The sequence below is a fragment of the Streptomyces sp. SAS_272 genome (genome assembly GCF_052543235.1).
The window spans coordinates 25,049-48,163 of the sequence record NZ_JBMNDR010000012.1; the positions used below are offsets into that span (position 1 = coordinate 25,049).

Below are 23,115 nucleotides of genomic sequence, written 5' to 3' on the forward strand. Positions count from 1 at the left end.
CATGACGACCGGCCGGATCCACTCCTGGGACCTGTCCACCGGCGTGGACGGTCCCGGGACCCGGTTCGTTCTCTTCACCAGCGGCTGCCCCCTGCGTTGCCTGTACTGCGCCAACCCCGACACCTGGCACATGCGCGACGGCCGTGAGACGACGGTGGACGAGGTGATGGCGGAGATCGACAAGTACCGCGCCTTCATCACTGCGGCAGGCGGCGGGGTGACGCTCACCGGCGGTGAGCCGCTGCTCCAGTCCGCCTTCACCGGAGAGGTGCTGCGCCGCTGCAAGGAGGCAGGGCTGCACACCGCCCTGGACACCTCCGGGTTCCTGGGCGTGCGGGCCAGCGACGAGCTCCTCGCCCACACCGACCTGGTGCTGCTGGACATCAAATCCTTCGACCTCGCCACCTACCGGAAACTGACCGGGGGCGAGCTCACGCCCACCCTGAACTTCGCCACGCGTCTCGACCGTCTGGGTGTCCCTCTGTGGATCCGGTACGTGCTCGTCCCAGGCTGGACCGACGACCTGGAGCGCGTGGACGACCTGGCCCGCTTCGTCGCGGGCCTCGGGACGGCCGAGCGCGTCGATGTACTGCCCTTCCACAGACTCGGCGCCCCGAAGTACGAAGCCCTCGGGATCCCCTTCCCGCTCCGCGACAATCCGGTGCCCGGCCCCGGCCTGATCGAAGACGTCCGCGCACGTTTCAGGGCACACGGCGTCGCGGCCTACTGAGCGTCGAGCCAGTTCCGGTACGCCGTCACCGCGGTCGGGAGCGTCGGGAAGATCCGATCCGCACCGATGGTGTCGACCAGGCCATAGGCCTCCAGGTCGTCCAACAGGTCCTGCTTCACCCGCGCCAGGGCGAACACGATGCCGCGGTGCGCCAGTTCGTGCCGCAGCTCGTCGACCGCGTCGAGGGCGGTGATGTCGACCTCGACGTTGGCCTCGGTGTTGAGGACGAACCAGCGGACGGGCATGCTCTCCCCGCCTACGGCGGCCAGGGCTCGGCGCCTGAAGTTCTCCGCGTTGGCGAAGAACAGAGGCGAGTCGTAGCGGTAGACCAGCAGCCCCGGGACCGTGCGGGCCTGGGGGTAGTCATCGACGTCATGCATTCCTGCCACTCCCGGAACCACCCCCTCGACGGCGTCGTGCGGGCGCGCCACCCGGGCCAGCAACTCGGCCACCGACAGACCGACGGCCACGATCACCCCGTACAGGATGTCCAGGGCCAGCACCCCGGTGAGGCAGCCAAGGGCGAGGAACAGTTCCCGGTGCCGGAAGGACGCCAGCCGGCGGAAGCCCGCGAGGTCGATCATGCGTACCGCAGCGTAGACGACGAGCCCGCCGAGCACGGCGGACGGCGTGCGCGCCAACAGCGGGCTGAGGAAGAGCAGCACGGCGAGTACCACCGCACCGGCCACCAGGGAGTACGCCTGGCTGCGGGCGCCCGCGGAGGAGGCGAGGGCGGTGCGGCTGGCGCTGCTGCTCACCGGGAAGCCCTGGAGCAGCCCGGCACCGATGTTCGCCGCTCCGAGAGCGAGGAACTCCTGGTCGGGATCGAGGCCGGGTCCTTCGTCTTCGCGGTCGGTGAACGCTCGCGCGGTGAGGATGAAGTCGGTGTAGGCGACGAGCAGGACGCCGAGCGCGGGCAGCACGAGCTGCGGCAGCCGGCCCAGATCCGGGACGGCGACACCAGGCAGGCCGGCCGGGATCTCGCCGATCACGTCGAGCCCGTAGCGGCCGTCCAGATCGAAGGCGACGACGGCGCAGGTGCCGAGGACGACCACCGTCAGCGGGCCGGGTAGGGGAGGCGCGTAGCGGGCCATGAGGAAGAGGATCGTGAGGGTGACGAGAGAGAACACGACGGTGGCCAGATGCGCGTCCGGTAGATGACGGGCGAAGGACCACAGTTGGGGGAAGAAGTCCGAGCCGGCGGTCTCCACCCCCGTGAGCCTGGTCAGCTGGTCCGCCGTCATGATGAGTGCCACACCGGCGAGATAGCCGATGAGGACCGGCCGGGAGAGCAGGTCCGCCAGAAAACCCAGACGTAAGACCCGGGCCACGAGGCAGAGCAATCCCACCGTGATGGCGAGGCTCGCCGCGAGAGACGCGTACTGCCCGTAGTCGCCCGCGGTGAGCGGCGCAACGACGGTGGCCGTCATGAGCGCGGTCGTGGACTCCGGTCCGACCGACAGCAGGCGCGAGGAGCCGAACAGCGCGTACAGCGCGAGCGCCGGGAGGATGGCCCACAGACCGGCCGCGGGCGGGAGCCCCGCCACCCCGGCATACGCCATGACCTGGGGGACGAGATAGGCGGCCACGGTCATGCCGGCGAGCAGATCGCCGGTGAGCCACGAACGCCGGTACCCCAGGAGCCGGACGAGCCCGGGCGACAGCCGACGCCAACTGGAGACCTTGCCGTCCGAGCCGTGGGACATCTGCCGCCTTCCGTTGTCTCACCCCATGATCCGCCGCAGGCCGACCGGACGCGAGACCTGTGGCGACGGCCAGCGTGTCCGGAATGTCGCACTCAAGTCCAACGGCCGCTGAACGTTGGGTCGTTCAGCCCATGAGGGTGGACCCTTCGGCATCCGTCGCCGTCCGGCTCGCAGGGCCAGAGTGAGGTGCATCAGGAACGACCGGACCGCCTCGAAGGGAAACACGATCATGGCCCTGCACGAGCACCCGCACCGGAACTCCGGCTTCCACCTGCCGTCGTTGCGCAGGAACCGGACCGCCTCCGGGTCCGAGGTGGCCGTGTCGGCGGAGACCGGCACGCACACGCACACGGCGCGGGCCTACGCCTTCGCATCCCTGCGCCTGCTCACGGGGTTCGTCTTCCTGTGGGCCTTCCTCGACAAGACCTTCGGCCTCGGCTACGCCACCCCGTCCGGCAAGGGCTGGATCGACGGCGGATCGCCGACGAAGGGCTTCCTCGGCTCGGTCGCCGTCGGGCCGATGGAGTCCACCTTCCACTCCTGGGCGGGCGACACCTGGGCGAACTGGCTGTTCATGCTCGGTCTGCTCGGGATCGGCCTCGCCCTGGTCGCCGGCGTCGCACTGCGACTCGCCGCGGTTGCCGGCACCGCGATGATGGCGCTGATGTGGCTGGCCGAGTGGCCGCCGGCCAAGCACCTCTCGGACGGCTCGCCGAGTATGTCGACCAACCCGTTCGCCGACTACCACGTCGTCTACGCGATCGCCCTGATCGTCCTGGCCGCGGCCGCCGCCGGGGACACCCTGGGCGCGGGCCGGTTCTGGGCCAAGCTGCCCTTCGTGCGAGACCACGGCTGGATGCGCTGACCACCTCGACGCGGTGGGCTCACCCGGGGCCCACCGCTTCGGCGCGCTGCGGAGGGTCGGTCGGCCCCGATCCGGGACCAGTGGCCCCTCCACAACGATCCCCCCGCACCCGATCCTGACATCGGGTGCCTCGCCCCACCAGGAGGTGGAGATCATGCCTCGCACCATCACCGTAGGTCTCGACGGCTCGCCCGAGAGCAGGGCCGCCGCGGAATGGGCGGCTCGCGAAGCGAAGCTGCGCGACCTGCCCGTGAAGATCGTCCACGTCTGGGAGCCCGTTCCGGAGCCCATGGCCCAAGCCCCCCTTCTGGGGGCCGAGACCCATCGGCACTGGACCGAACGGATCCCCCGTGAGGCGGCCGAGGGCATCAGCCTGCGCCACCCGAGCGTCGAGGTGATCAGCGAGCAGGTCTCCGGCCGCCCGGCCGAGGTTCTCGCCGAGGCGGCGAAGAGCGCCGAGCTGCTGGTTCTGGGCTCGCGTGGGATGGGCGGGATCGGCGGCTTCATGGTCGGCTCCGTCGGCCTGTCCGTCATCGCCCACGCGCAGCGCCCCGTGGTGCTCATCCGCGCACTGGAGGCGGCCGCTGACGAGCATGAACCCGACCCCGCCGGTGTTCCGTCCGCAGCTGCTCCGTTCCGGCCCGTGGTGCTCGGTCTCGACGTGGAGCATCCCGATCCGACCCTCGTCGCATTCGCTTTCGACGCGGCCGTCCGCCGGAACACCTCGCTGCGGGTCGTCCGCGGATGGAATCCGCCGCCGTACTACGCGTACGGCACGCCCGCCAACCCGGCACTGCATGAGGGGCTGGCCCTGGCCGAGGCCGAACGCCTGACCGAGGCCCTGCGCCCCTGGCGGCAGAAGTACCCGTCCGTGGAGGTCGTCGAGGAGTGCCTTTACGGCAGCGCCGGCGTCCACGTGGTCGACGCCTCCCGCGAGGCCTCGCTCGTCGTCGTGGGCCGGCGCGTCCGCCGAATGCCGTTCGGCGCCCACATCGGCCACGTCACGCACGCGGTGCTCCATCACTGCACCGTCCCCGTCGCCGTCGTCGCCCACGACTGACCCGACCCGACATTCCCGAGGAGAAGAGACCCATGAAGGCAGCGGTCGTACGAGCGTTCGGCGAACCCCTGGTCATCGAGGAGCGACCCGACCCGGAGCCGGGCCCCGGCCAGGTCCGCGTCCGGGTGGAGGCGTCAGGGCTCTGCCACACCGACATTCACGCCGCCCACGGCGACTGGCCGGTCAAGCCGAACCCGCCGTTCGTCCCGGGACACGAAGGCGTCGGCCTCGTCGAAAAGCTCGGCGAGGGCGTCACCCACCTCTCCGTCGGGCAGCGCGTCGCCGTGCCCTGGCTCGGCAAAGCCTGCGGACGCTGCGAGCACTGTCTCTCCGGCTGGGAAACGCTGTGTGAGCAGCAGATCAACACCGGCTACGGCTGCGACGGCGGCTACGCCGAGAAGATGCTCGCCTGGGCCGACTTCGCGCAGCCGGTGCCCCAGGGCATCACGGCTCTGGACGCCGCCCCGCTGACCTGCGCGGGAGTGACCACGTACAAGGCCCTGAAGGTCGCCGACGTCAAGCCTACCCAGCTCGTCGCGATCTCCGGGATCGGCGGCCTCGGACATCTGGCCGTGCAGTACGCGAAGATCGCCGGCGCCACGGTCGCCGCGATCGACGTCACCGACGAAAAGCTCGAACTCGCCACGGAACTGGGCGCCGACCTCGTGATCGACGCCCGCAAGCAGGACGTCGGCCAGGTCCTCAAACAGCACGGCGGCGCCCATGCCGCCATCGCGCTCGCCGTGAACGACGCCGCCTTCGAAGCGGTGAACGCGGGGCTGCGGCGGGGCGGCAAGCTGGTGATGGTGGCCCTGCCCGCACATGGCACCGTCCGCGTGCCCATCTTCGACACCGTGCTGAACGGCACCTCGGTGATCGGTTCGATCGTCGGCACCCGGCAGGACCTCGCCGAGGTCTTCCAGCTGCACGCGGCCGGCCGCACCGAGGTCATCTCCGAGGCCCGCCCCCTCGACTCCGTCAACGACTCCATCGACGAGGTGCTGCGCGGCGAGGTCAAGGCCCGCATCGTCTTCGACCTCTGCACAGGACGGTGACCACCATGGACCTTCCGATCGTCGTCGGTGTGGACGGCTCCGAGCCGAGCCTGCGGGCCGTCGACTGGGCGGCCGACGAGGCCGCCCTGCGTGACGCACCGCTGAGGTTGGTCTACGCCTCCCTCTGGGAGCGCTACGAGGGCGCGGCGCTCGCGCAGGACCTCGGCAAGCCGACCGGACGGGTCACAGCCGAGGACATCCTGCGGGGCGCCGAGCGACGGGCCCGTCTGCGTCAGCCGCACCTCAGCATCTCCACCGACGTGCTGCCGGAGGAACCCGAGTACGCGCTCGTTCGCGAGGGTCGCGGCGCCGCCGCCCTGGTCCTCGGCACCCGCGGTCGCAGCGGCATCGTGGAGATGCTGGTCGGATCGGTCAGTCTGACCGTCGCCGCCCACGCCGACTGCCCGGTGATCGTGCTGGGCGGCGACGCCGACAACCGGGTCCACGCCACAACGGGCGGCCGGGTCGTCGTGGGCGTCGGTGAGAAAGGGGCCGAATCCGCAGCCCTGCAGTTCGCCGTGCGGGAAGCGCGAACACGTGGCGCGACCCTCGACGCCGTACGGGCCTGGCGATGCCCGGCCCACGAGAGCACCGATCATCCTCTCCTGGCCGGTGAACCATCGCGGCTGCACGAACAGCACGCGGCGGACATCCTGGAGGAAGCGCTGAAAAGCGCGCCGGCCGACGTGGACGTCGAACGCCGCACCGTGGAGGGCCCGGCCCGACGGGTGCTCCTGGCAGCCTCGAGCGAAGCCGACCTGCTGGTGGTCGGGGCCCGCCGCAACCCCGGCTACCTCGGACTCCAGCTGGGGCGTGTCGCCCATGGCGTACTGCACCATGCCGTCTGCGCCGTCGCGGTGGTTCCCGAGCAGATGTGAGAGCGACGGCAGCGGTCAAGGACGCGTGCCGGGTCGACCGCTCTCACTCCCCTACCTCCACCAACTCCGTCCGCAGGCCGAGCAGTCACGTCTCGATCGCGTACTCGCCGGCCACGCCGCCTCCACCACCCGATGACTGTGCCGACAACTTCCGGAGTCTCACCCATGTCCAAGGTCGAACACCAGGACGTCACCGTACTTTCCGACGACGAGCTGCGCACCCTGGACGCGCACTGGCGCGCGGCCAACTACCTCGCGGCGGGCCAGATCTATCTGATGTCCAACGCGTTGCTCACGGAGCCGCTGCGGCCTGAGCACATCAAGCCCCGACTGCTCGGCCACTGGGGCACCTCGCCCGGCCTCAACCTCGTGTACACCCACCTCAACCGCGTCATCAAAGCACGCGGCCTCGACGCGCTGTGCGTGTGGGGGCCGGGGCACGGCGGGCCGTCCGTGCTGGCCAACTCCTGGCTGGAGGGCACCTACAGCGAGACCTACCCGGACGTGCCGCGAGACGGGGCCGGCATGGCCGAACTGTTCCGGCAGTTCTCCTTCCCCGGCGGCGTGCCCAGCCATGTCGCCCCGGAGACGCCCGGCTCCATCCATGAGGGCGGCGAACTCGGCTACTCCCTCTCCCACGCGTACGGCGCCGCCTTCGACAACCCGGACCTCCTCGTCGCCTGTGTGATCGGAGACGGTGAGGCGGAGACCGGCCCGCTGGCCGCCTCCTGGCACTCCGACAAGTTCCTCGACCCCGCGCACGACGGCGCCGTCCTGCCGATCCTGCACCTCAACGGCTACAAGATCGCCAATCCGACGGTGCTAGCCCGGCTTCCCGAGGCCGAACTCGACGCGCTGCTGCGCGGATACGGCCACGACCCGATCCACGTGACCGGCGACGACCCCGCCACGGTGCACCGGGCCATGGCGGCGGCACTGGACGACGCGCTCGATCGCATCGGCGTGATGCAGCGGAGCGCCCGCGAGGACGGCGTCACCGAGCGCGTGCACTGGCCGATGATCGTCCTGCGCACCCCCAAGGGATGGACCGGTCCGGCAGAGGTGGACGGCGTGCCCGTCGAGGGCACCTGGCGCGCGCATCAGGTCCCCCTGGCCGGGGTCAGGGAGAACCCCGAGCACCTGGCGCAGTTGGAGGCCTGGCTGCGCTCGTACCGGCCCGAGGAGCTCTTCGGCGCCGACGGACGGCCCGTCGCCGACGTCCTCGCCTGCGTCCCCGACGGCGCCAAGCGGCTCGGCGCAACGCTGCACGCCAACGGCGGACTGCTCGTCCGTGACCTGCCCCTGCCGGCGCTCGACGAGTTCGCCGTGCCCGTCGACAAGCCGGGCGCGACCCTGCACGAGCCCACCCGGGTTCTCGGCGACCTCCTGGCCCGGGTGATGAAGGACACCGGCGCCCGCCGTGACTTCCGGCTGGTCGGGCCCGACGAGACCGCCTCCAACCGGCTCCAGGCGGTGTTCGACGTCAGCGGAAAGGCGTGGCAGGCCCAGCACCTTCCGGTGGACGAGCACCTCGAGCATCACGGCCGGGTGATGGAGATCCTGTCCGAACACACCTGCCAGGGCTGGCTGGAGGGCTATCTGCTGACCGGCCGGCACGGACTGTTCTCCTGCTACGAGGCGTTCGTCCACATCGTCGACTCGATGGTCAACCAGCACATCAAGTGGCTCAAGACGTCACGGGAGCTGCCGTGGCGCGCGCCTATCGCCTCCCTCAACTACCTGCTCACCTCGCATGTCTGGCGGCAGGACCACAACGGCTTCTCCCACCAGGACCCCGGTTTCGTCGACCACGTCCTCAACAAGAGCCCGGACGTCGTGCGCGTCTACCTGCCGCCGGACGCCAACACCCTGCTGTCGGTGGCCGACCACGTCCTGCGCAGCCGTGACTACGTCAACGTGATCGTGGCCGGCAAGCAGCCGTGCTTCGACTGGCTGTCCATGGACGACGCCCGCGCGCACTGCGCCCGCGGCGCGGGGATCTGGGAGTGGGCCGGCACCGAGAACGGCGGCGAACCCGACGTGGTCCTGGCCTGCGCCGGTGACGTGCCCACCCAGGAGGTGCTCGCCGCCGCCCAACTGCTGCGCCGACACCTCCCGGACCTCGCCGTCCGCGTGGTCAACGTGGTCGACATGACCCGGCTCATGCCGCGTGAGGAACACCCGCACGGCATGAGCGACTTCGAGTACGACGGCCTGTTCACCACCGACAAGCCGGTGATCTTCGCCTACCACGGCTACCCCTGGCTGATCCACCGCCTCGCCTACCGCCGCACCGGCCACCGGAATCTGCATGTGCGCGGCTACAAGGAGTCCGGCACCACGACCACGCCCTTCGACATGGTCGTGCGCAACGACCTCGACCGCTACCGGCTCGTCATGGACGTCATCGACCGCGTCCCCGGCCTCGCCGTGCGCGCCGCCGCCGTACGCCAGCAGATGGCCGACGTCCGCACCCGCCACCAGGCCTGGATCCGCGAGCACGGCACCGACCTCCCCGAGGTCGCCGAATGGACCTGGAACTCCTGAACGCCCCTGAGCCCCGGAAGGAACTCACCGCCATGACCGTACGCGTCGGCATCAACGGCTTCGGCCGGATCGGCCGCACCTATCTGCGCGCAGCCCTGGACCGTGCCGAAGAGGGCACCCAGGACGTCGAGGTCGTCGCCGTCAACGACATCTCCGCACCCGCCACCCTGGCCCACCTGCTGGAGTACGACTCGACGTTCGGGCGCATCGGGCGCGACGTCCGGCACGACGACAGCTCCCTCACGATCGACGGGCGGCGCATAGCCGTCACCGCCGAACGCGACCCGGCCGCCCTGCGCTGGTCCGACTACGGCGCCGACATCGTCATCGAGTCCACCGGCCGCTTCCGGGACCGGGACGCCGCGGCGCTGCACCTCAAGGGCGGGGCCCACACCGTGCTGCTGTCGGCGCCCGGCAAGGGCGTGGATGCCACCATCGTGATGGGCGTCAACGACCAGACCTACGACCGGCACCGCGACCGGATCGTCTCCGCTGCCTCCTGCACCACCAACTGCGTCGCCCCCATGGTCAAGGTGCTCGACGAGGCCTTCGGTATCGAGCGCGGTGTCATGACCACCATCCACGGCTACACCAACGACCAGTCCCTGCTCGACAGTCCGCACAAGGACCTGCGCCGGGCCCGCTCCGCCGCCCTCAGCATCATCCCCACCAGCACCGGAGCGGCCCGTGCCGTGGGTCTGGTGCTGCCGGAGCTGGCCGGCGCCCTGGACGGGATCGCCGTCCGGGTACCGGTGGAGGACGGCTCGCTCACCGATCTCGCCCTCGTCCTCACCCGCGAGGCGAGCGCGGACGATGTCAACGCCGCGTTCGAGGCCGCCGCGGACGGCCCGCTGAACGGCATCCTGCGTGTCTCCAAGGCTCCGATCGTCTCGCGTGACGTGATCGGGGACCCCTCGTCCTGCGTCTTCGACCCCGCCCTGACCCAGGCCAACGGCACTCTGGCCAAGGTTTTCGGCTGGTACGACAACGAGTGGGGCTACACCAACCGTCTCCTGGACCTGACGGCTCTCGTCGCGGACGACTGACCCGGACGCACAAGGTCCTGTGCCGAGGGGCGGGCCGGTCGGCCGCAACGGGAGGGCCGACCGGCCCCGACCCGCCCCCCGTACAGCCCATGGGATCGCCGCCCGCTCCGCAGGACGATCGAAGTGACGACATCCACGGAGGAGAGACCTGCGATGACGGACGACGTGGTCAGCCGCCCCTCGGTCCATGCCCTGCTCGCGGACGGCACCACCGTGTGCATACGCCCGGTGCTGCCGAGCGACCACGGCCGGCTGCGAGGGCTCTACGAGGAGATGTCGCCGGAGAATCTCCGCCTGCGGTTCTTCGCCGCGAGCCGACGCTCGGCCGACACGGCCGCCGACCGGGCCTGCGCCCCGGCCCGCCCGGGCTACCGGGCCCTGCTGGCGGAGGTGGACGGTCGGGTGATCGGCCTCGCCGAGTACGACACCGGCGGCGGGGCGGACGGCGCGCAGAAGCAGACGGCGGAGATCTCCATCGCCGTCGCCGACGGCCTGCACCACCGGGGTGTCGGCACGTTGCTCGTCGAACACCTGGTCTCGGCGGCGCGAGCGGAGGACATCACCGCCTTCACGGCCGACGCGCTCAGCGAGAACCACGAAGTGCTCCGCCTCTTCGCCGACCTGGGCCTGCGCACCTCCCGCCACTTCGAGGGACCGGAGGTGCGCTGCACGGTCCGCCTGGACCAGGACGACACCTATCTGTCGGCCGTCGAGGCCCGGGGCCGCGCCGCCGACGTGGCCAGCCTCGTGCCCCTGCTGCGCCCGGACGCCGTCGCCGTGGTCGGAGCGGGACGCACGCCCGGCTCGGTCGGCCGGGCGATCCTCCACCACCTGCACACGGGCGGCTTCACGCGACGGCTGTTCGCCGTCAACCCGAGTGTCACGTCGATCCTCGGCGTGCCGTCCCACCCCTCCGTCGCGGCCCTCCCCAGGACCCCCGACCTCGTGATCGTCGCCGTACCCGCCGCGGCGGTCCCGGCAGTCGCCGACGAGTGCGGCCGGGCCGGAGTACGCGCGCTCGTCGTCGTCACCGCCGGACTCGACCACGCCCGGACCGAGGCGCTGCTGGCGGCCTGCCGCACCTACGGCATGCGGCTCGTCGGACCCAACTGCCTCGGCGTCTCCAACACCGACCCGGAGCTGAGGCTCGACGCGACCTTCGCCGCCGAGCACCCCCGCCCCGGAACCGCCGGTGTCGCCGTGCAGTCCGGCGGCGTCGGCATCGCGCTGCTCGACGGACTGTCCCGGCTGGGCATCGGCGTCTCCTCCTTCGTCTCCCTCGGGGACAAGTACGACGTCAGCGGCAACGACATGCTCCAGTGGTGGGAGAGCGACCACCGCACCGGTCTCGCCCTGCTGCACCTGGAATCCTTCGGCAATCCGCGTGCCTTCTCCCGTACCGCCCGGCGCGTCACGCGCCGTATCCCGGTGCTGACCGTCGACGCCGGCCGTACCGACGCGGGGCGCAAGGCCGCCGCCTCGCACACCGCGGCCGCCGCCACCCGCACCATGACCCGCGGGGCGCTGTTCACCCAGGCCGGCATCACCGCGACCCGCTCGGTCGGCGAACTCCTCGAAACGGCAGCCCTGTTCCACTCTCAGCCGCTGCCGGAAGGCAGCCGCGTCGCGATCGTCACCAACGCGGGAGGCGCCGGGGTGCTGGCCGCCGACGCCTGCGCGGAGGCGGGACTCGCCCTGCCCCCGTTCACGCCCGCCACGGCCGACGAACTGCTCGCCGTACTCCCGGACGGTGCCGCCGTCGGCAACCCGGTCGACGCCACCGCCGCCGTTTCGGAGGACCAGCTCACGGAGTGCGTCGACCGCCTGAGCCGGTGCTCCGGCATCGACGCCGTCATCGTGGCCCTCGTGCCCACCGCCGTCGCCGCGGCCACCGGGGACGACCTGGTGCGGGCCGTCACCACCGCTCCCGGCCGACGGGCACGACCCGTGCTCGCCGTACGCCTGGAGCAGGATGTGCCGGTCCGGCTGCTGCCCGCCGCCGGGGGCGGCGCGATTCCGTCCTACGCCGAACCGCAGGCCGCGGCCCGCGCGCTGGCGCACGCCGCCCACCGGACCGCTTGGCTCGCCCGCCCCGCCGGCGTCGTCCCCGACCTCGACGACATCGAGACCGGGCGGGCCCGTACGGTCGTGGCGGACCACCTCGCGGAACACCCCGACGGAGGCTGGCTCGACCCACACACCTGCGCTGAGCTCCTGTCCTGCTACAGAGTCCGGCAGATCCCGTGGACCTGGGCGGAGACCGAGGACGAGGCCGTCGCCGCCGCCGACCGGCTGCGTGGGTTCGGTGGCCGTGTGGTCATGAAGGCACACTGGCCCGGGCTCGTGCACAAGACCCGGCACCAGGCCGTCCGCCTCGACCTCCGTGGCGACGCCCAGGTGCGGACCGCCTTCCGGGATCTGAAGACCCGCTTCGCGGGCCTCATGACCGGTGTGGTTCTCCAGCCCCTCGCGCCACGCGGCACCGAGCTGCTGGCCGGCGTCGTGCAGGACGAGGTCTTCGGCCCGCTCGTGCTGTTCGGGCTCGGCGGCACGGCGACCGAGGTACTGGCCGATCACGCGGCCCGCCTCGCCCCGCTCACCGACCGCGACGTGCACGACCTGATCACCACGACGCGGTGCGCCCCGCTGTTGCTGGGCGCGGACGGAAACACCCCCGTCGACCTCGAAGCCCTGGAACACCTGCTCCTGCGGCTGTCCCGGATGGCTGCGGACCTCCCGCAGCTCGCCGAGGCCGACTTCAACCCCGTCCTGGCGGCACCGGGCGGCGTCACCGTGCTCGACGCGAGGGTGCGGCTGCTGCCGCGCCGCCCCCAGGACCCGTATCTGCGCAGGCTGCGCTGAGGAGGAAACGGCCATGAGGCACAACAAGGTCGGCTCCGTGATGACCGCGGACGTCGTCCGCGCCGAATACGGCACGTCGTTCAAGGAGGTGGCCCGCCTGCTTGCCGCTCACCGGATCAGCGGGCTGCCGGTGGTCGACGAGGACGACAAGGTCATCGGAGTCCTGTCCGAAACGGACCTGATGATGCACCAGGCGACCAGCCCCGACCCGTACGAACCGAAGCACCGCACGAGGCTGGCCGAGCTGGCCCCCGGCGCCAGGCGCCAGGCCGCGAAGGGCAGGGCCCGCACCGCCGGCCGGCTGATGACCGCACCGCCCGTGACCGTGCACGCCGAAGACACCATCGTCCAGGCCGCCCGCGTCATGGCCCAGCGGAAGGTGGAACGGCTGCCCGCCCTCGACGAGGAGGAGCGACTCGTCGGCATCGTCACGCGCCACGACCTCCTCCAGGTCTTCCTGCGGCCCGACAGGGAGATCCACAACGAGGTGATCGACGAAGTCCTGGTGCATGCCCTGGGGCTGCCGCCGCGCAGCGTCGACGTCTCCGTCACCGAGGGCGTCGTCACGCTGGCCGGACATATGGAACGCAAGAGCGAGACCCGGATCGCCCTGTCCATGACGCGCCGCATCGACGGTGTGGTGGACGTGGTCGACCAGCTTGCCTACCGCCTCGACGACGCACGCGTCCGTGTCGAGGAACAAGCCCTGCACGGCGTGGCCGACGACTGGCTGCGCCGGCTGTGAGCCCACAAAAGAAGGAGGCGAACCGTCATGACCGACAGTGTGTTGGTCACCTACGGAACGACGAACGGAGCGACGGAGGGGATCGCCGAAGCCGTCGCGGACGTGCTGCGCAAGGACGGCCTGAACGTCGACCTGCTGCCGGCCCGGTCCGTGACGCGCGTGGCGTCGTACGACGCCGTGGTGGTCGGCGGCGGGCTCTACGCGGGACGCTGGCACAAGGACGCGCGGCGGCTTGTCCGCCGGCTCCGCGCCGAACTCGCGGAGCGCCCGGTGTGGTTCTTCAGCAGCGGACCGCTCGACGCCTCCGCCTCCGAGCGGAGCATCCCGCCGGTGCGCGGCGTGCAGCGGGCCATGAACCGCCTGGACGTTCGGGACCATGTCACCTTCGGCGGGTGCCTGGAAGCGGGTGCCAAGGGACGAGTGGCCGGGATGATTCTCCGCTCCGGCAAGGGCGGCGACTTCCGGGACTTCGGAGCGATCGAGAAGTGGGCCGAAGGCGTTGCCGAAACCCTGACGCACACCTAGAGAGCGTGGTGTCCAGCTCTCGGTGACGGACCCTGGCACCCGGGCCCGCGCCGGGCGTCGGGGCCCGTCACCGTGGCGGCGCACCCGTCGGTACCACGGCGACGGGGCACGCGGCCTCGCGCAGGAGGGTCTGCACGACCGCACCCCACTCCGTACAGGATCTGTGACCCACCACGACCAGGGCCGTGCTCCCCGAGTGGTGCAGCAAGGCTTGCGCGGGAGGGAACAGCAGCACGTCCTCCCACACCGGTATGTCCGGGTACTTCTCGCGCCATGGGCGCAGCGCGTCCGCCAGGAGTTGTACTTCGTGGTCCTCCCAGGTCGCACGTTCCTTCTCCGGCACGCCGAAAGGCCATGCGGCAGCCCGGGAAGGAAGCGACCAGGCATGCACGGCGTGCAGACCCGCCCCGCGTGCCCGGGCGCACCCGAAGGCGAACGCGATGACGCCGTCGGACGGGTCTCGGGCGTCCACTCCGACGACGACCCTGCCGGAGTGGTCTGCGGACGTGGATCCGTCGGGAACGAGCACCACCGGACGTCCGCCCGAGGGGTCGACGGTCTCCGGACGAAGGGGACCGGAAGGGCAGTCCGTGACGGCGGCTTCCCGGGATACACCGCACACGATCATTTTCGCCTGGCCCGGCTCCTTCGGGGGGCCGAGGACCACACGCAGGGGCAAGCCGTGCAGCCGGCCTTCCGTGCGGCCCAGTCGATCGCCGAACGGCTGCGTGCCGACGGTTCGGTGCAGGCAAGAATCACGTCTTCCATCGGAGTCCGCCCCTTCGGCGCAGCGGCGCACGTATGCCCGCGGTCCAGAGTGTCGCGCGTCCCCTCGCTGTCGGGCAGGGGCCGAACGGCCCCGGATCCCTGAGAGTCCGGGGCCGTTCGCGCAGGGGAGATGCAAGGAACTCCGGGCCGCGCGTGCGGCCCGGAGCTCGCAGTCAGCGGCGCGATCAGCCGGTCTTGTGACTCCACAGCGGTCCCACCACGTCCCATTCCCGGTTCCATCCGTCGATGCGGCGCTGGTCGAGCCGCCAGCGGGCGATCGCTGCGACGCCGATCACCAAGCCGGCCAGCGCGGCTGCGGCACCGGTGCCCAGGAAGCCCGATTCGATTGACGCCTCCGTGGACCCCGTGGGCGCGGGGGTGAGCCGGCCCTGCCCGTCCTGCCAGACCGTCACCTGGGAGCCGGCTTCGCGGCCCGTCTCCACCAGGGTCCGTCCCGTGCGGGTGGAGCCGTCGGGAGTCGTCCAGCGTACCGACGCCGTCCGGCGATCGGTGGTGCCGCCGACCGCGGTGGCGCCGAGCGGGACGTCGTTCAGCAGGACGGCCCGGACGGACCGGCGCTCGGCTCGTTGCTGTGCGAACACGTCGCTCGCGGAGTGGGCTGTCACGAGGCCGGCAACGGTGCCGCCCACGGCGACGACCGTCCACATGACGAGCACGATCCAGGCCTCGACGATGTCGTCGTGCCGCCGCAGCGGGTTGTTCCGCCACCGCCACAGCCGCTTCTTCGCGTATGTGCTTCTGCGCATCGGTCCGCACCTCCTCGTCGTGGTCCTGATGACAGATGGAAACGTGACAGCTGCGGCGCCGCCTCGACATGGGCCGGCCAGGTGTCGTCACGGGGCCGCTCGGCACCGACTTCGGCGCCCCGCGGGGGCCGTTCAGCCCGGAGCTCACCTGGTCCGCCCGGACCTCTGTGCAGGTCGGTCGACCTCTGCCGACGCAGGGGCCGGGCGCTCATGCTCATAGGGACAGTACGAACCGTCCGCCGCACGCGTGCGGGTGGGAGGGCATCATGGGTGACGACGACCCGTCTGCTGCGGCTGACCGCCGAGGCCGAGCGGCGCAACCGCTGCGACGCGGACCGGGCGGCCGAGGACCGCCACCGGGTCCATCGCGATCTGGAACCGGCGCCAGCCACGGGCCTGCCACGATCTGCCCTGGGCCCGCAGGACGCCCGGGAGAGGCTTCCGCTGCGCGACTTCACCGCACAGCGGCATCCCGAACGGCTCACCGCACGGCCCTTCGAGGCGGATCCGGTCATGGCCCTGCTGAGCACCGACCACGATCGCCGCCTCGATTGGCTGCGCGCGGGACAGGCGCTGGAGCACGGCTGGCTCGTCGCCACGGCGTACGGACTACGGGCGTCCCTGCTGCATCAGGCGGTCGAGTGGGCGGATCTGCGGGACGCCCTGCCCGTCGCCTCCGGCGGTGCCCCGCATCCCCAGCTGATCATGCGCTTCGGCTATGGCCCGGAAGGTCCCGCCACCCTCGACGTGCAGCGAGTCAGGTCCTGCGACAGGTCACCCGGCCAGGACTCCGTCACCGTGCTGACTCAGCCGGCCTCCGCGAAGGCGGGGCTGCGACCGACGGGTCGGCCGGGTCGTCGGGCCACCGAGAACGGATGTCGAAGACACCGGCCAGCCCGGTGCAGCGCAGAAGCCGCAGAAAGCAAGTACTCACGGTGACCAGCCGAAGCCGGCCTTGACCGGAGCGCGCCCGGTTGCGTGCCCGGCACAGCACGCCGAGCCCGGCGCAGTCGACACCGGACGCAGGTCGAGCACCAGATCGGGGCGCCGGCCGGCGGTGAGTGTGTCCAGGTGCGCTGCCAGCGCAGGCGCGGCCACCACGTCGATCTCGCCTTGCAGAGTCACGATGATCGTGCCGCCGACGCCGTGATGCGTGCGGTACGGCATGGACCTCGTGTGGTTCTCGGCCATAGGGAAAGGAAAGCGGGGCCGACAGGGGGCGGGGAAGGGCCGTTCGATCCCTTCCGGGCGGGGCCGACGGGACCTGCGTGCCCTTTCCGCCGGCTCGGGGCCGCAAGGACCCGTCCAGCCCGAGGGCGGGGCCGGAAGGCCCAAGCGGATCGGGTGAATACAGGACAAGCTGGTTGACAGGGAACCTCCGGACTCGAGCGAAGAGCGGTGATGATCATCATGAAAGGCTTCGTCTTCCACGGTCCCGGGCAGTCTGCCTGGGAGGACGTACCGGACCCTGCCGTCAAGGAGCCCACCGACGCCGTCGTGCGGGTCGGCGCTGTCACCATCTGTGGCACGGACCTGCACATCCTCAAGGGCGACGTACCCGAGGTGCGCCCGGGTACCGTCCTGGGTCACGAGGCCGTCGGCGAGATCGTGGAGATCGGCAGCGACGTACGGACCGTCCGTCCCGGCGACCGCGTGCTCGTCTCCTGCATCAGCGCCTGCGGCCGCTGCCGCTACTGCCGCGAGGCCGCCTACGGCCAGTGTCGCGGCGGCGGGGGCTGGATCCTCGGCCATCTGATCGACGGGACCCAGGCCGAGTACGTCCGTGTTCCCCATGCCGACCTGTCCGTGCACGCTTTGCCCGCTGCGTTGGAGAGCAAGGACGCCGTCCTGCTGGCGGACATCTTCCCGACCTCCTACGAGGTGGGCGTCCTCAATGGACACGTGCGCCCCGGCGACACCGTGGCCGTCGTCGGAGCCGGCCCGATCGGCCTCGCCGCGATCGCCACGGCCCGTCTGTTCGCCCCCGAGCGGATCGTCGCGGTCGATTTGGCCGCTTCACGCCTGGAGGCCGCCCGGCAGCTCGGAGCCGATGCCGTGGCCGACGCCCGTGAGGATCCCGGGCAACTGGTCGCCGATCTCACGGACGGGCTCGGCGCAGATGTGGTCATCGAGGCCGTCGGCGTGCCGGTGGTGCGGCCCGGCGGCCACGTGGCCAACGTCGGTGTTCACGGCAGGCCCGCGACGCTGCACCTGGAAGACCTGTGGATCAAGAACATCACCATCACCACGGGCCTGGTGGACACGCATTCCACGCCCACCCTGCTGCGGATGGCGGCGGCCGGCCGACTGCCCACCGCACAGCTGGTCGCCCACACCTTCCCGCTGGACGGCATGGAGGAGGCCTACGACGTCTTCGCCCGGGCCGCCGACACCGGCGCCCTCAAGGTGGTGCTCGGCGGACATCCGCACGACGAGGTAGCCGTCCCGGCGGCTTGAGGAGAGGAGGCGGGGGTTCATGTCCGGACCATCACAGGGGGACGTCACACACCGCCTGCACGCGGGTGACCTGGGCCGCCGGATCACGGCACGCCGTGTCCGGCTCGGGCTGACGCGGGAGGAGACGGCCACGCGCGCGGAGATGGCGCCCACCTATCTGGCATACCTGGAGCAGTATGCCGACGCCGCGCCGAACCAGGGTGTTCTGCTCAAGCTGGCCGAAGCGCTCCGGACGACCGTTTCGGCGCTCACCGGAGGGGACGTGGATCTGCCTCCCGGCCCCGGACAGGCCGGGTACGCGCCCCGGTTCACGCAGCTGAGCAGGACCGAGTGCGGCGACCTGCTCTCGACGCACGGCGTGGGAAGGCTGGCGGTGTCCACGACGCACGGGCCGTTGATCGTCCCGGTCAATTACACCGTCATCGACGGCACGATCGTCTTCCGGACCGCTCGGGGCGCGACGCCGTCGCTGGCGCCGGGCACTCCGGTGGCCTTCGAGGTCGACCGCATCGACGACGCGTTCAGCCAGGGCTGGAGCGTGCTGGTGCGGGGTCGCGCGCGCCTGGTGACGGACGTGGCCGAGGCTCAACGGCTTGCGCAGCAGGCCCGCAGCAGGCCCTGGGCCGGCGGTCGACGCGATCTGTGGGTGCGCATCGAGCCCTATGCGGTGACGGGGCGCAGGATCGCGGTCTGAAGCGGGTCCTTCTCCGGACGGCCAGGGACCGATGGTCCCTGGCCGCAGGTTCGTCACCGCTTGAGGGTGGATCAGCGAAACACCGGTTTGCCAGGTGAGAGACGAGAAGGCCGATGTATGCCAACGACGGATTCCGTGAGCTCGACCGGCAGGAGTGTCTTCGCCTGCTGGCCAAGGTGCCGGTGGGGCGCGTCGTGTTCACGCGGAAGGCATTGCCCGCCGTCCTGCCGGTCAACTTCTGCCTGGACCGCGACGGCGCGGTGCTGCTGCGTACCTCGGCCTTCTCGCGAATGGCGAGCGCGATCGACGGGGCGGTGGTCGCGTTCGAAGCCGACCAGGTCGACGCCGCCGCCCACGCCGGCTGGAGCGTGGTGGTGACCGGCGCGGCCACTGTGGTGACCGACCCCGCAGAGCACGCGCGACTCCTGCTGGCCGGCCCGCTCTCCTGGGCCCCGGCGCCACAAGAGGTCTTCGTGCGCATCGATGCGGACTTGGTCACCGGGCGCGAACTCGTGGGCGGGTGAAGTCCGTACGGCGTGCCGTTCACGACCTGAGACCCGAACGGCCCCTGGGAAAGGGGCCGTTCGGCGTGTCCGGGATCCCTCTCGGCTCCTGTCCGAGGCCTGGCCACGGGACGAGCATCGTCAGAGGAGGTCGGCGCCCCGACGGGCGGCGCCTCCATCGGACGATCGCTCACAGAAGGGGAGGCACGGCGATGACCCTCCATCGCGTAGTCGTCGGAGTGGACGGCTCCTTGGTTTCCGTCCGGGCGCTGGACTGGGCCGCGGCAGAGGCCGTACGCCGCGGTGCCGTGCTGCGCGTGGTGTACGCGGTTCGGGACCGGGACGAGGCCGCACCGGTCCTGGGATGCTCCGCGGCGCGTCTGCGCCGGCGGTATCCGGATCTGCCGGTGGCGACCGTCGCCGTGGAAGGCGGCGCGGTGCACGCCCTGGCCCGCGAAAGCGCGGAAGCGGACCTGACGGTCGTGGGGACACGCGGCTTCGGTGCGCTGACGGGCTCGGCGTTCGGCTCGGTCGGTCTCAAGCTGGCTGCGCTCGCCCAGGGTCCGCTCCTGGTCGTACGGGGAGACCACCCCTGCGACGACGGGCGTCATGTGCTGCTCGGCCTGGAGGACGACCGGGACGGACAGGCGGCGGCCTTCGCGTTCCAGGAGGCCGACCGGCGCGGGGTGAGGCTGCGGATCCTGCACTCCTGGAGCCATCGGTACGTCACCCCCGAACTTCCCTCCCTGGTGCCGGCGCGCAGCGTGGGCCGGGAACGCTTGGCTCGCGACGCGCGGGCGGAGGACGCCGTACCGCGCTACGCCCTCACCCGCCTCGAGGACCAGTACGCGGATGTCGTGGTGGAGACCGACACGGTCCGCACCGCTCCCGCCCGCGTGCTGCTGGAGGCGACACGGGAGGCTGCCCTGGTCGTCATCGGCGCGCACCGCCGGACAAGCGTGCTGGGACCACGTCTGGGCCCGGTCACGCACACACTGCTGCACCGTGCGCACTGCCCCGTGGTCCTCGTGCCGCGCGGACGGCCGTCGGTCACGCCGTAGTGGACGGATCGTGGGCGATCAGGCGGACCCCGGTGACCAGAACGGGGTGGATGCGGACGGCGTGATCCATCCTCTGCGCGGTCCAGGGACGCAACAACGCCCGGTAGCGGGCGAGTTCCTGCGGGTCGGTGACCAGCCGCGCATAGCCCGTGACGACCACGCTCCAGCCGAGGTGGGTGTCGGGGTCGATGTCGTCGGCCTCGTAGGCGACGACGGCCCCCTCACCCCCGGTCTGCCGGGTGTACCGGGTCAGCGCGGCGTCACCATGGGTGCGGATGACGAGATCGCCGTCGACCAGGACGTGATTGACCGGGCGGACGGTCGGCAGCGCGTGCCGGGTGAAGACGATTCGTCCCAGGGACACACTGCCCAGGAGTCGCAGCGCCTCCACGCCGTCCAGCTCGACGCTCGTGTGCGCTCCCGAGGGGTTCGATGGGTCGTCGTCACCGGACATGGCAGCATTCCGTCTCGTCGGGTTACTCACAGGTCTTCGGTCTTCGTCTCCAGCCGCGACGCGCGGGCCTGACCAGGCCATTCGAGCTGTGCCGGAGTCTCTCGCGCCAGGGCCGTTCGGCCCCGGTCGGCGGCCGGTGGTCCCTACCGGGCCGGGACGGTCACCTGACGACGTGGGCGGAGCGACACCGCGGGGGATCGGTGCCGCTCCTGCCTCCACTGTCCCTCGAACCACACTGTTGCCGTGAGTGCCGATCGTCCCCGGCCATGGGGCCGGACGTCCCGACCCCATGAGGACTATCGGCGGTGCATGGTCTCCAGAGCGGCCGCCAGGACGTGGGGATCGTGGTGGCCCTTGTATACCTCCGGCGGCTGCTTCTCCAGCCTCAGGAGCCGCGCCACCGCCGTCCAGGCGGTCCGCACGGAGTACTCGACGGTGAAGACGACATCGTCGGGCACCTCGGTGAACTGTCCGATGAAGGCGAGGTTGACCGATCCCTTCGGGACGACCTCGGGCCGGTCGCCGCGGCGGCGAGCCAGGAACTGGCTGGTGATGTACGGCATCAGGCAGGGCACCACGGTGGAGGTCTCCCGGATCCGGGCCGCTGTCCGCTCGTCGAACGGCAGATGGTGCAGGACCTCTTCGAGGATCTCGCGGCCGGCGCACATCCTCATCGGCTTGGGCGTGTGGTTGCCGGCCCGGTCCGGGAAGAGACCGTACCCCCACCAGACCCCGACATCCTCGGGCTGGTCGCGATAGACGGGCTGCCGGTTGGCGACGATCGTGAGCAGCCAGTTGGACTCCGTGAAGGTCATCAGGCCACCTCTGCCGACCGGCCGGCCGCTGAACTCGGCCAGCGCGTCGAGGAATGCGGGGTCCTTCGTGGTGACCGTGAAGGATTCCCACTGTGACTCCTTCACGCGTTTGTCGAAGGCTCCCGGGTTGCCGAACTCCTCGCGTCCACGGGCCAGCCGGTGCCACAGCAGCCAGGCGTCCGAGCGCTGCGGGACAGGCGGCGGTGCGGAGGTGTGCGAGCCGAGACGAGAGGCGTCGGTCATGGAGCCGTTGGTGACGAGGACCAGGTCCTCGGGAGTGATGGCGATCTTCTCGGTGAGGCCGTTCCGGCTCAGGTGGATGGTCTCCACCGTGCCGCTCCGGACGCCCGGGGCGAACCCGAGGTCGGTCACGCGGCAGTCGGTGTGGACGGTGACGTCTCGCTCCCGCAGCCATGTCGTCAGCGGCCGCACGATGGAGTCGTACTGGTTGTAGCGGGTGCGGTGGATGCCCGACATGGAGGCGAACTCGGGGAACAGGTGGATGAAGCGCCTCAGATAGCGGCGGAACTCGATCGCGCTGTGCCAGGGCTGGAAGGCGAACGTCGTGCACCACATGAACCAGAAGGTGGTGGTGAAGAAGTGCTCGCCGAAACAGTCCGTGATCCGCTTGCCGTCCAGGTGTCCCTCCAAGGAGGCCAGGCAGCGGACCAGCTCCAGCCGGTCGCGCTCGGAGAACCCCATCGAGGTCGTGTCGACGATCTTGCCGTCCCCGTCGACGAGCCGGGCGATGTCGTCCCAGGCGAATTCCTCGTGTCCGGCCCGGATCTCCTCGGTCACCGAGACGGTGGGGTCGTCGAGGGTAGGGATGCCGGAGAGCAGGTCGTAGGTGCAACGGAACTCGGCCTCGAACATCCGGCCGCCGCGCATGGTGTAGCCGGCGTCCGGCGTGCCGCCCGCGTCCAGGCTGCCGCCGACGGTCCGCTGTTCTTCGAAGAGGTGGATGTCGCACCCCTCGAAGCCGCCGTCGCGGATCAGGAACGTGGCCGCGGACAGTGCCGCGACTCCGCTGCCCACCAGATATGCCTTCGCCATTGCACAACTCCTCGTACTCGCCGCTCGATCCGGAACGTGGGGCGTCGGTCACTCGGGGAGCCGGGACGGGCCCGGCTCCCTCCGGGGATTCACGCCGTGCGGAAATCCGCTCCGGCGCTGCCGGGTCCCTCGGCGGTCTGTGACGGACCCTCTCCGCCGCGCCACGGCGGGGCCGTCGTCCGGCGGCCTCTGATCCCGGCCTGGGCGGCCTTGTCGATCTGGCGGCGCAGCCGGTCCTGGAGCCGGTCCACGGCTTCCGTGCCCGTCGCTTCCTCGGCGAGGACGACCACCTGCCGGCCGCCGACGTAGAGGTCGGCCGAGGCCGACCAGGGGCTCTTGTCGTGGTGAGAGGCGGCTCGCGCGAGGCGTACCTGGCCGGTGACGGCGGGCAGGCCCGGACCGCTCACGACGGCGTCGATCTTCGCGCGGGCGTACGCCAGGGTCTCCTGGTCCACGGCGCCCTCGAAGCGCAGCCGGACCGTGGGTGTCGACTGGGCGTCGTCGCTGGTCATATCTGGTTCTCC

The 23,115-nt window shown here is 71.2% G+C and carries 21 protein-coding genes and 1 pseudogene; 15 read left to right on the top strand and 7 right to left on the bottom strand.

Features of this window, described 5'->3' with window-relative positions; genetic code table 11:
- Position 1 precedes the first annotated feature (1 nt).
- A complete protein-coding gene (pflA, locus tag ACN6LD_RS10565; protein WP_319188022.1) occupies positions 2-730 on the top strand; it encodes a pyruvate formate-lyase-activating protein in 729 nt (242 codons plus the stop codon).
- Here pflA and ACN6LD_RS10570 read toward each other — a convergent pair.
- Complete coding sequence (locus tag ACN6LD_RS10570; protein ID WP_445042965.1) at positions 724-2,436, bottom strand: SulP family inorganic anion transporter; 1,713 nt, start codon at positions 2,434-2,436, stop codon at positions 724-726. The two genes, pflA and ACN6LD_RS10570, sit on opposite strands and share 7 nt — an antisense overlap.
- Before the next feature lie 229 nt (positions 2,437-2,665).
- Here ACN6LD_RS10570 and ACN6LD_RS10575 point away from each other — a divergent pair, with 229 nt between their 5' ends.
- From ACN6LD_RS10575 to ACN6LD_RS10615, 9 genes are all read left to right on the top strand, one after another.
- Positions 2,666-3,301 carry a hypothetical protein gene (locus ACN6LD_RS10575; protein WP_445042966.1) on the top strand — a complete coding sequence of 212 codons (636 nt, stop codon included), beginning with the start codon at positions 2,666-2,668 and terminating at the stop codon, positions 3,299-3,301.
- 154 nt (positions 3,302-3,455) lie between these two features.
- Positions 3,456-4,361, top strand: coding sequence for a universal stress protein (locus tag ACN6LD_RS10580; protein WP_445042967.1), 906 nt, complete (start codon positions 3,456-3,458; stop codon positions 4,359-4,361).
- 32 nt (positions 4,362-4,393) lie between these two features.
- Entirely contained in the window at positions 4,394-5,416 is a 1,023-nt protein-coding gene (gene adhP / locus ACN6LD_RS10585) for an alcohol dehydrogenase AdhP (protein WP_445042968.1), read from the top strand.
- A 5-nt stretch (positions 5,417-5,421) separates the two neighbouring features.
- Complete coding sequence (locus tag ACN6LD_RS10590) at positions 5,422-6,294, top strand: universal stress protein (protein ID WP_319187955.1); 873 nt, start codon at positions 5,422-5,424, stop codon at positions 6,292-6,294.
- A gap of 165 nt (positions 6,295-6,459) precedes the next feature.
- Complete coding sequence (locus tag ACN6LD_RS10595) at positions 6,460-8,841, top strand: phosphoketolase family protein (RefSeq protein WP_445042969.1); 2,382 nt, start codon at positions 6,460-6,462, stop codon at positions 8,839-8,841.
- Positions 8,842-8,873: 32 nt separating this feature from the next.
- Positions 8,874-9,887, top strand: a complete 1,014-nt coding sequence (gene gap / locus ACN6LD_RS10600; protein ID WP_319187951.1) for a type I glyceraldehyde-3-phosphate dehydrogenase — start codon at positions 8,874-8,876, stop codon at positions 9,885-9,887.
- Between the two features lie 153 nt (positions 9,888-10,040).
- The gene (locus ACN6LD_RS10605) at positions 10,041-12,749 is read left to right on the top strand and encodes a bifunctional acetate--CoA ligase family protein/GNAT family N-acetyltransferase (RefSeq protein ID WP_445042970.1); all 2,709 of its coding nucleotides are present in this window, start codon (positions 10,041-10,043) and stop codon (positions 12,747-12,749) included.
- A gap of 13 nt (positions 12,750-12,762) precedes the next feature.
- On the top strand, positions 12,763-13,494 hold the full coding sequence (locus tag ACN6LD_RS10610; protein ID WP_445042971.1) for a CBS domain-containing protein: 732 nt from the start codon (positions 12,763-12,765) through the stop codon (positions 13,492-13,494).
- A 27-nt stretch (positions 13,495-13,521) separates the two neighbouring features.
- On the top strand, positions 13,522-14,019 hold the full coding sequence (locus ACN6LD_RS10615) for a flavodoxin domain-containing protein (protein ID WP_445042972.1): 498 nt from the start codon (positions 13,522-13,524) through the stop codon (positions 14,017-14,019).
- Positions 14,020-14,086: 67 nt separating this feature from the next.
- Here the strand turns inward: ACN6LD_RS10615 and ACN6LD_RS10620 are convergent, their stop codons facing one another.
- Positions 14,087-14,551, bottom strand: a complete 465-nt coding sequence (locus ACN6LD_RS10620; protein WP_445042973.1) for a universal stress protein — start codon at positions 14,549-14,551, stop codon at positions 14,087-14,089.
- Positions 14,552-14,972: 421 nt separating this feature from the next.
- Complete coding sequence (locus ACN6LD_RS10625; RefSeq protein ID WP_445042974.1) at positions 14,973-15,554, bottom strand: Rv1733c family protein; 582 nt, start codon at positions 15,552-15,554, stop codon at positions 14,973-14,975.
- Positions 15,555-15,824: 270 nt separating this feature from the next.
- On the opposite strand from ACN6LD_RS10625, the gene ACN6LD_RS10630 reads away from it, so the two are divergent.
- On the top strand, positions 15,825-16,493 hold the full coding sequence (locus ACN6LD_RS10630; protein ID WP_445042975.1) for a hypothetical protein: 669 nt from the start codon (positions 15,825-15,827) through the stop codon (positions 16,491-16,493).
- Here the strand turns inward: ACN6LD_RS10630 and ACN6LD_RS10635 are convergent.
- The gene (locus ACN6LD_RS10635) at positions 16,485-16,745 is read right to left on the bottom strand and encodes an STAS domain-containing protein (RefSeq protein ID WP_445042976.1); all 261 of its coding nucleotides are present in this window, start codon (positions 16,743-16,745) and stop codon (positions 16,485-16,487) included. The genes ACN6LD_RS10630 and ACN6LD_RS10635 overlap by 9 nt on opposite strands.
- Before the next feature lie 219 nt (positions 16,746-16,964).
- Here ACN6LD_RS10635 and ACN6LD_RS10640 point away from each other — a divergent pair, with 219 nt between their 5' ends.
- The 4 genes from ACN6LD_RS10640 (at position 16,965) to ACN6LD_RS10655 (ending at position 20,269) form a co-directional block, all read left to right on the top strand.
- Positions 16,965-18,011: a zinc-dependent alcohol dehydrogenase family protein gene (locus tag ACN6LD_RS10640; protein WP_445043019.1), complete on the top strand. Its 1,047-nt coding sequence runs from the start codon at positions 16,965-16,967 to the stop codon at positions 18,009-18,011.
- Between the two features lie 19 nt (positions 18,012-18,030).
- Positions 18,031-18,705 carry a helix-turn-helix domain-containing protein gene (locus ACN6LD_RS10645; protein WP_445042977.1) on the top strand — a complete coding sequence of 225 codons (675 nt, stop codon included), beginning with the start codon at positions 18,031-18,033 and terminating at the stop codon, positions 18,703-18,705.
- Positions 18,706-18,818: 113 nt separating this feature from the next.
- Positions 18,819-19,229, top strand: coding sequence for a pyridoxamine 5'-phosphate oxidase family protein (locus ACN6LD_RS10650; RefSeq protein WP_319196354.1), 411 nt, complete (start codon positions 18,819-18,821; stop codon positions 19,227-19,229).
- Positions 19,230-19,420: 191 nt separating this feature from the next.
- Positions 19,421-20,269, top strand: a complete 849-nt coding sequence (locus ACN6LD_RS10655) for a universal stress protein (protein WP_445042978.1) — start codon at positions 19,421-19,423, stop codon at positions 20,267-20,269.
- On the opposite strand, the gene ACN6LD_RS10660 is transcribed toward ACN6LD_RS10655, so the two are convergent.
- The 3 genes and pseudogenes from ACN6LD_RS10660 to ACN6LD_RS10670 form a co-directional block, all read right to left on the bottom strand.
- Complete coding sequence (locus tag ACN6LD_RS10660; protein ID WP_445042979.1) at positions 20,259-20,723, bottom strand: pyridoxamine 5'-phosphate oxidase family protein; 465 nt, start codon at positions 20,721-20,723, stop codon at positions 20,259-20,261. The two genes, ACN6LD_RS10655 and ACN6LD_RS10660, sit on opposite strands and share 11 nt — an antisense overlap.
- 296 nt (positions 20,724-21,019) lie before the next feature.
- Positions 21,020-22,609, bottom strand: a pseudogene (locus tag ACN6LD_RS10665) (oleate hydratase); the annotation flags it as partial.
- A gap of 71 nt (positions 22,610-22,680) precedes the next feature.
- Positions 22,681-23,103, bottom strand: a complete 423-nt coding sequence (locus tag ACN6LD_RS10670) for a hypothetical protein (protein WP_319196360.1) — start codon at positions 23,101-23,103, stop codon at positions 22,681-22,683.
- Positions 23,104-23,115: the final 12 nt, after the last annotated feature.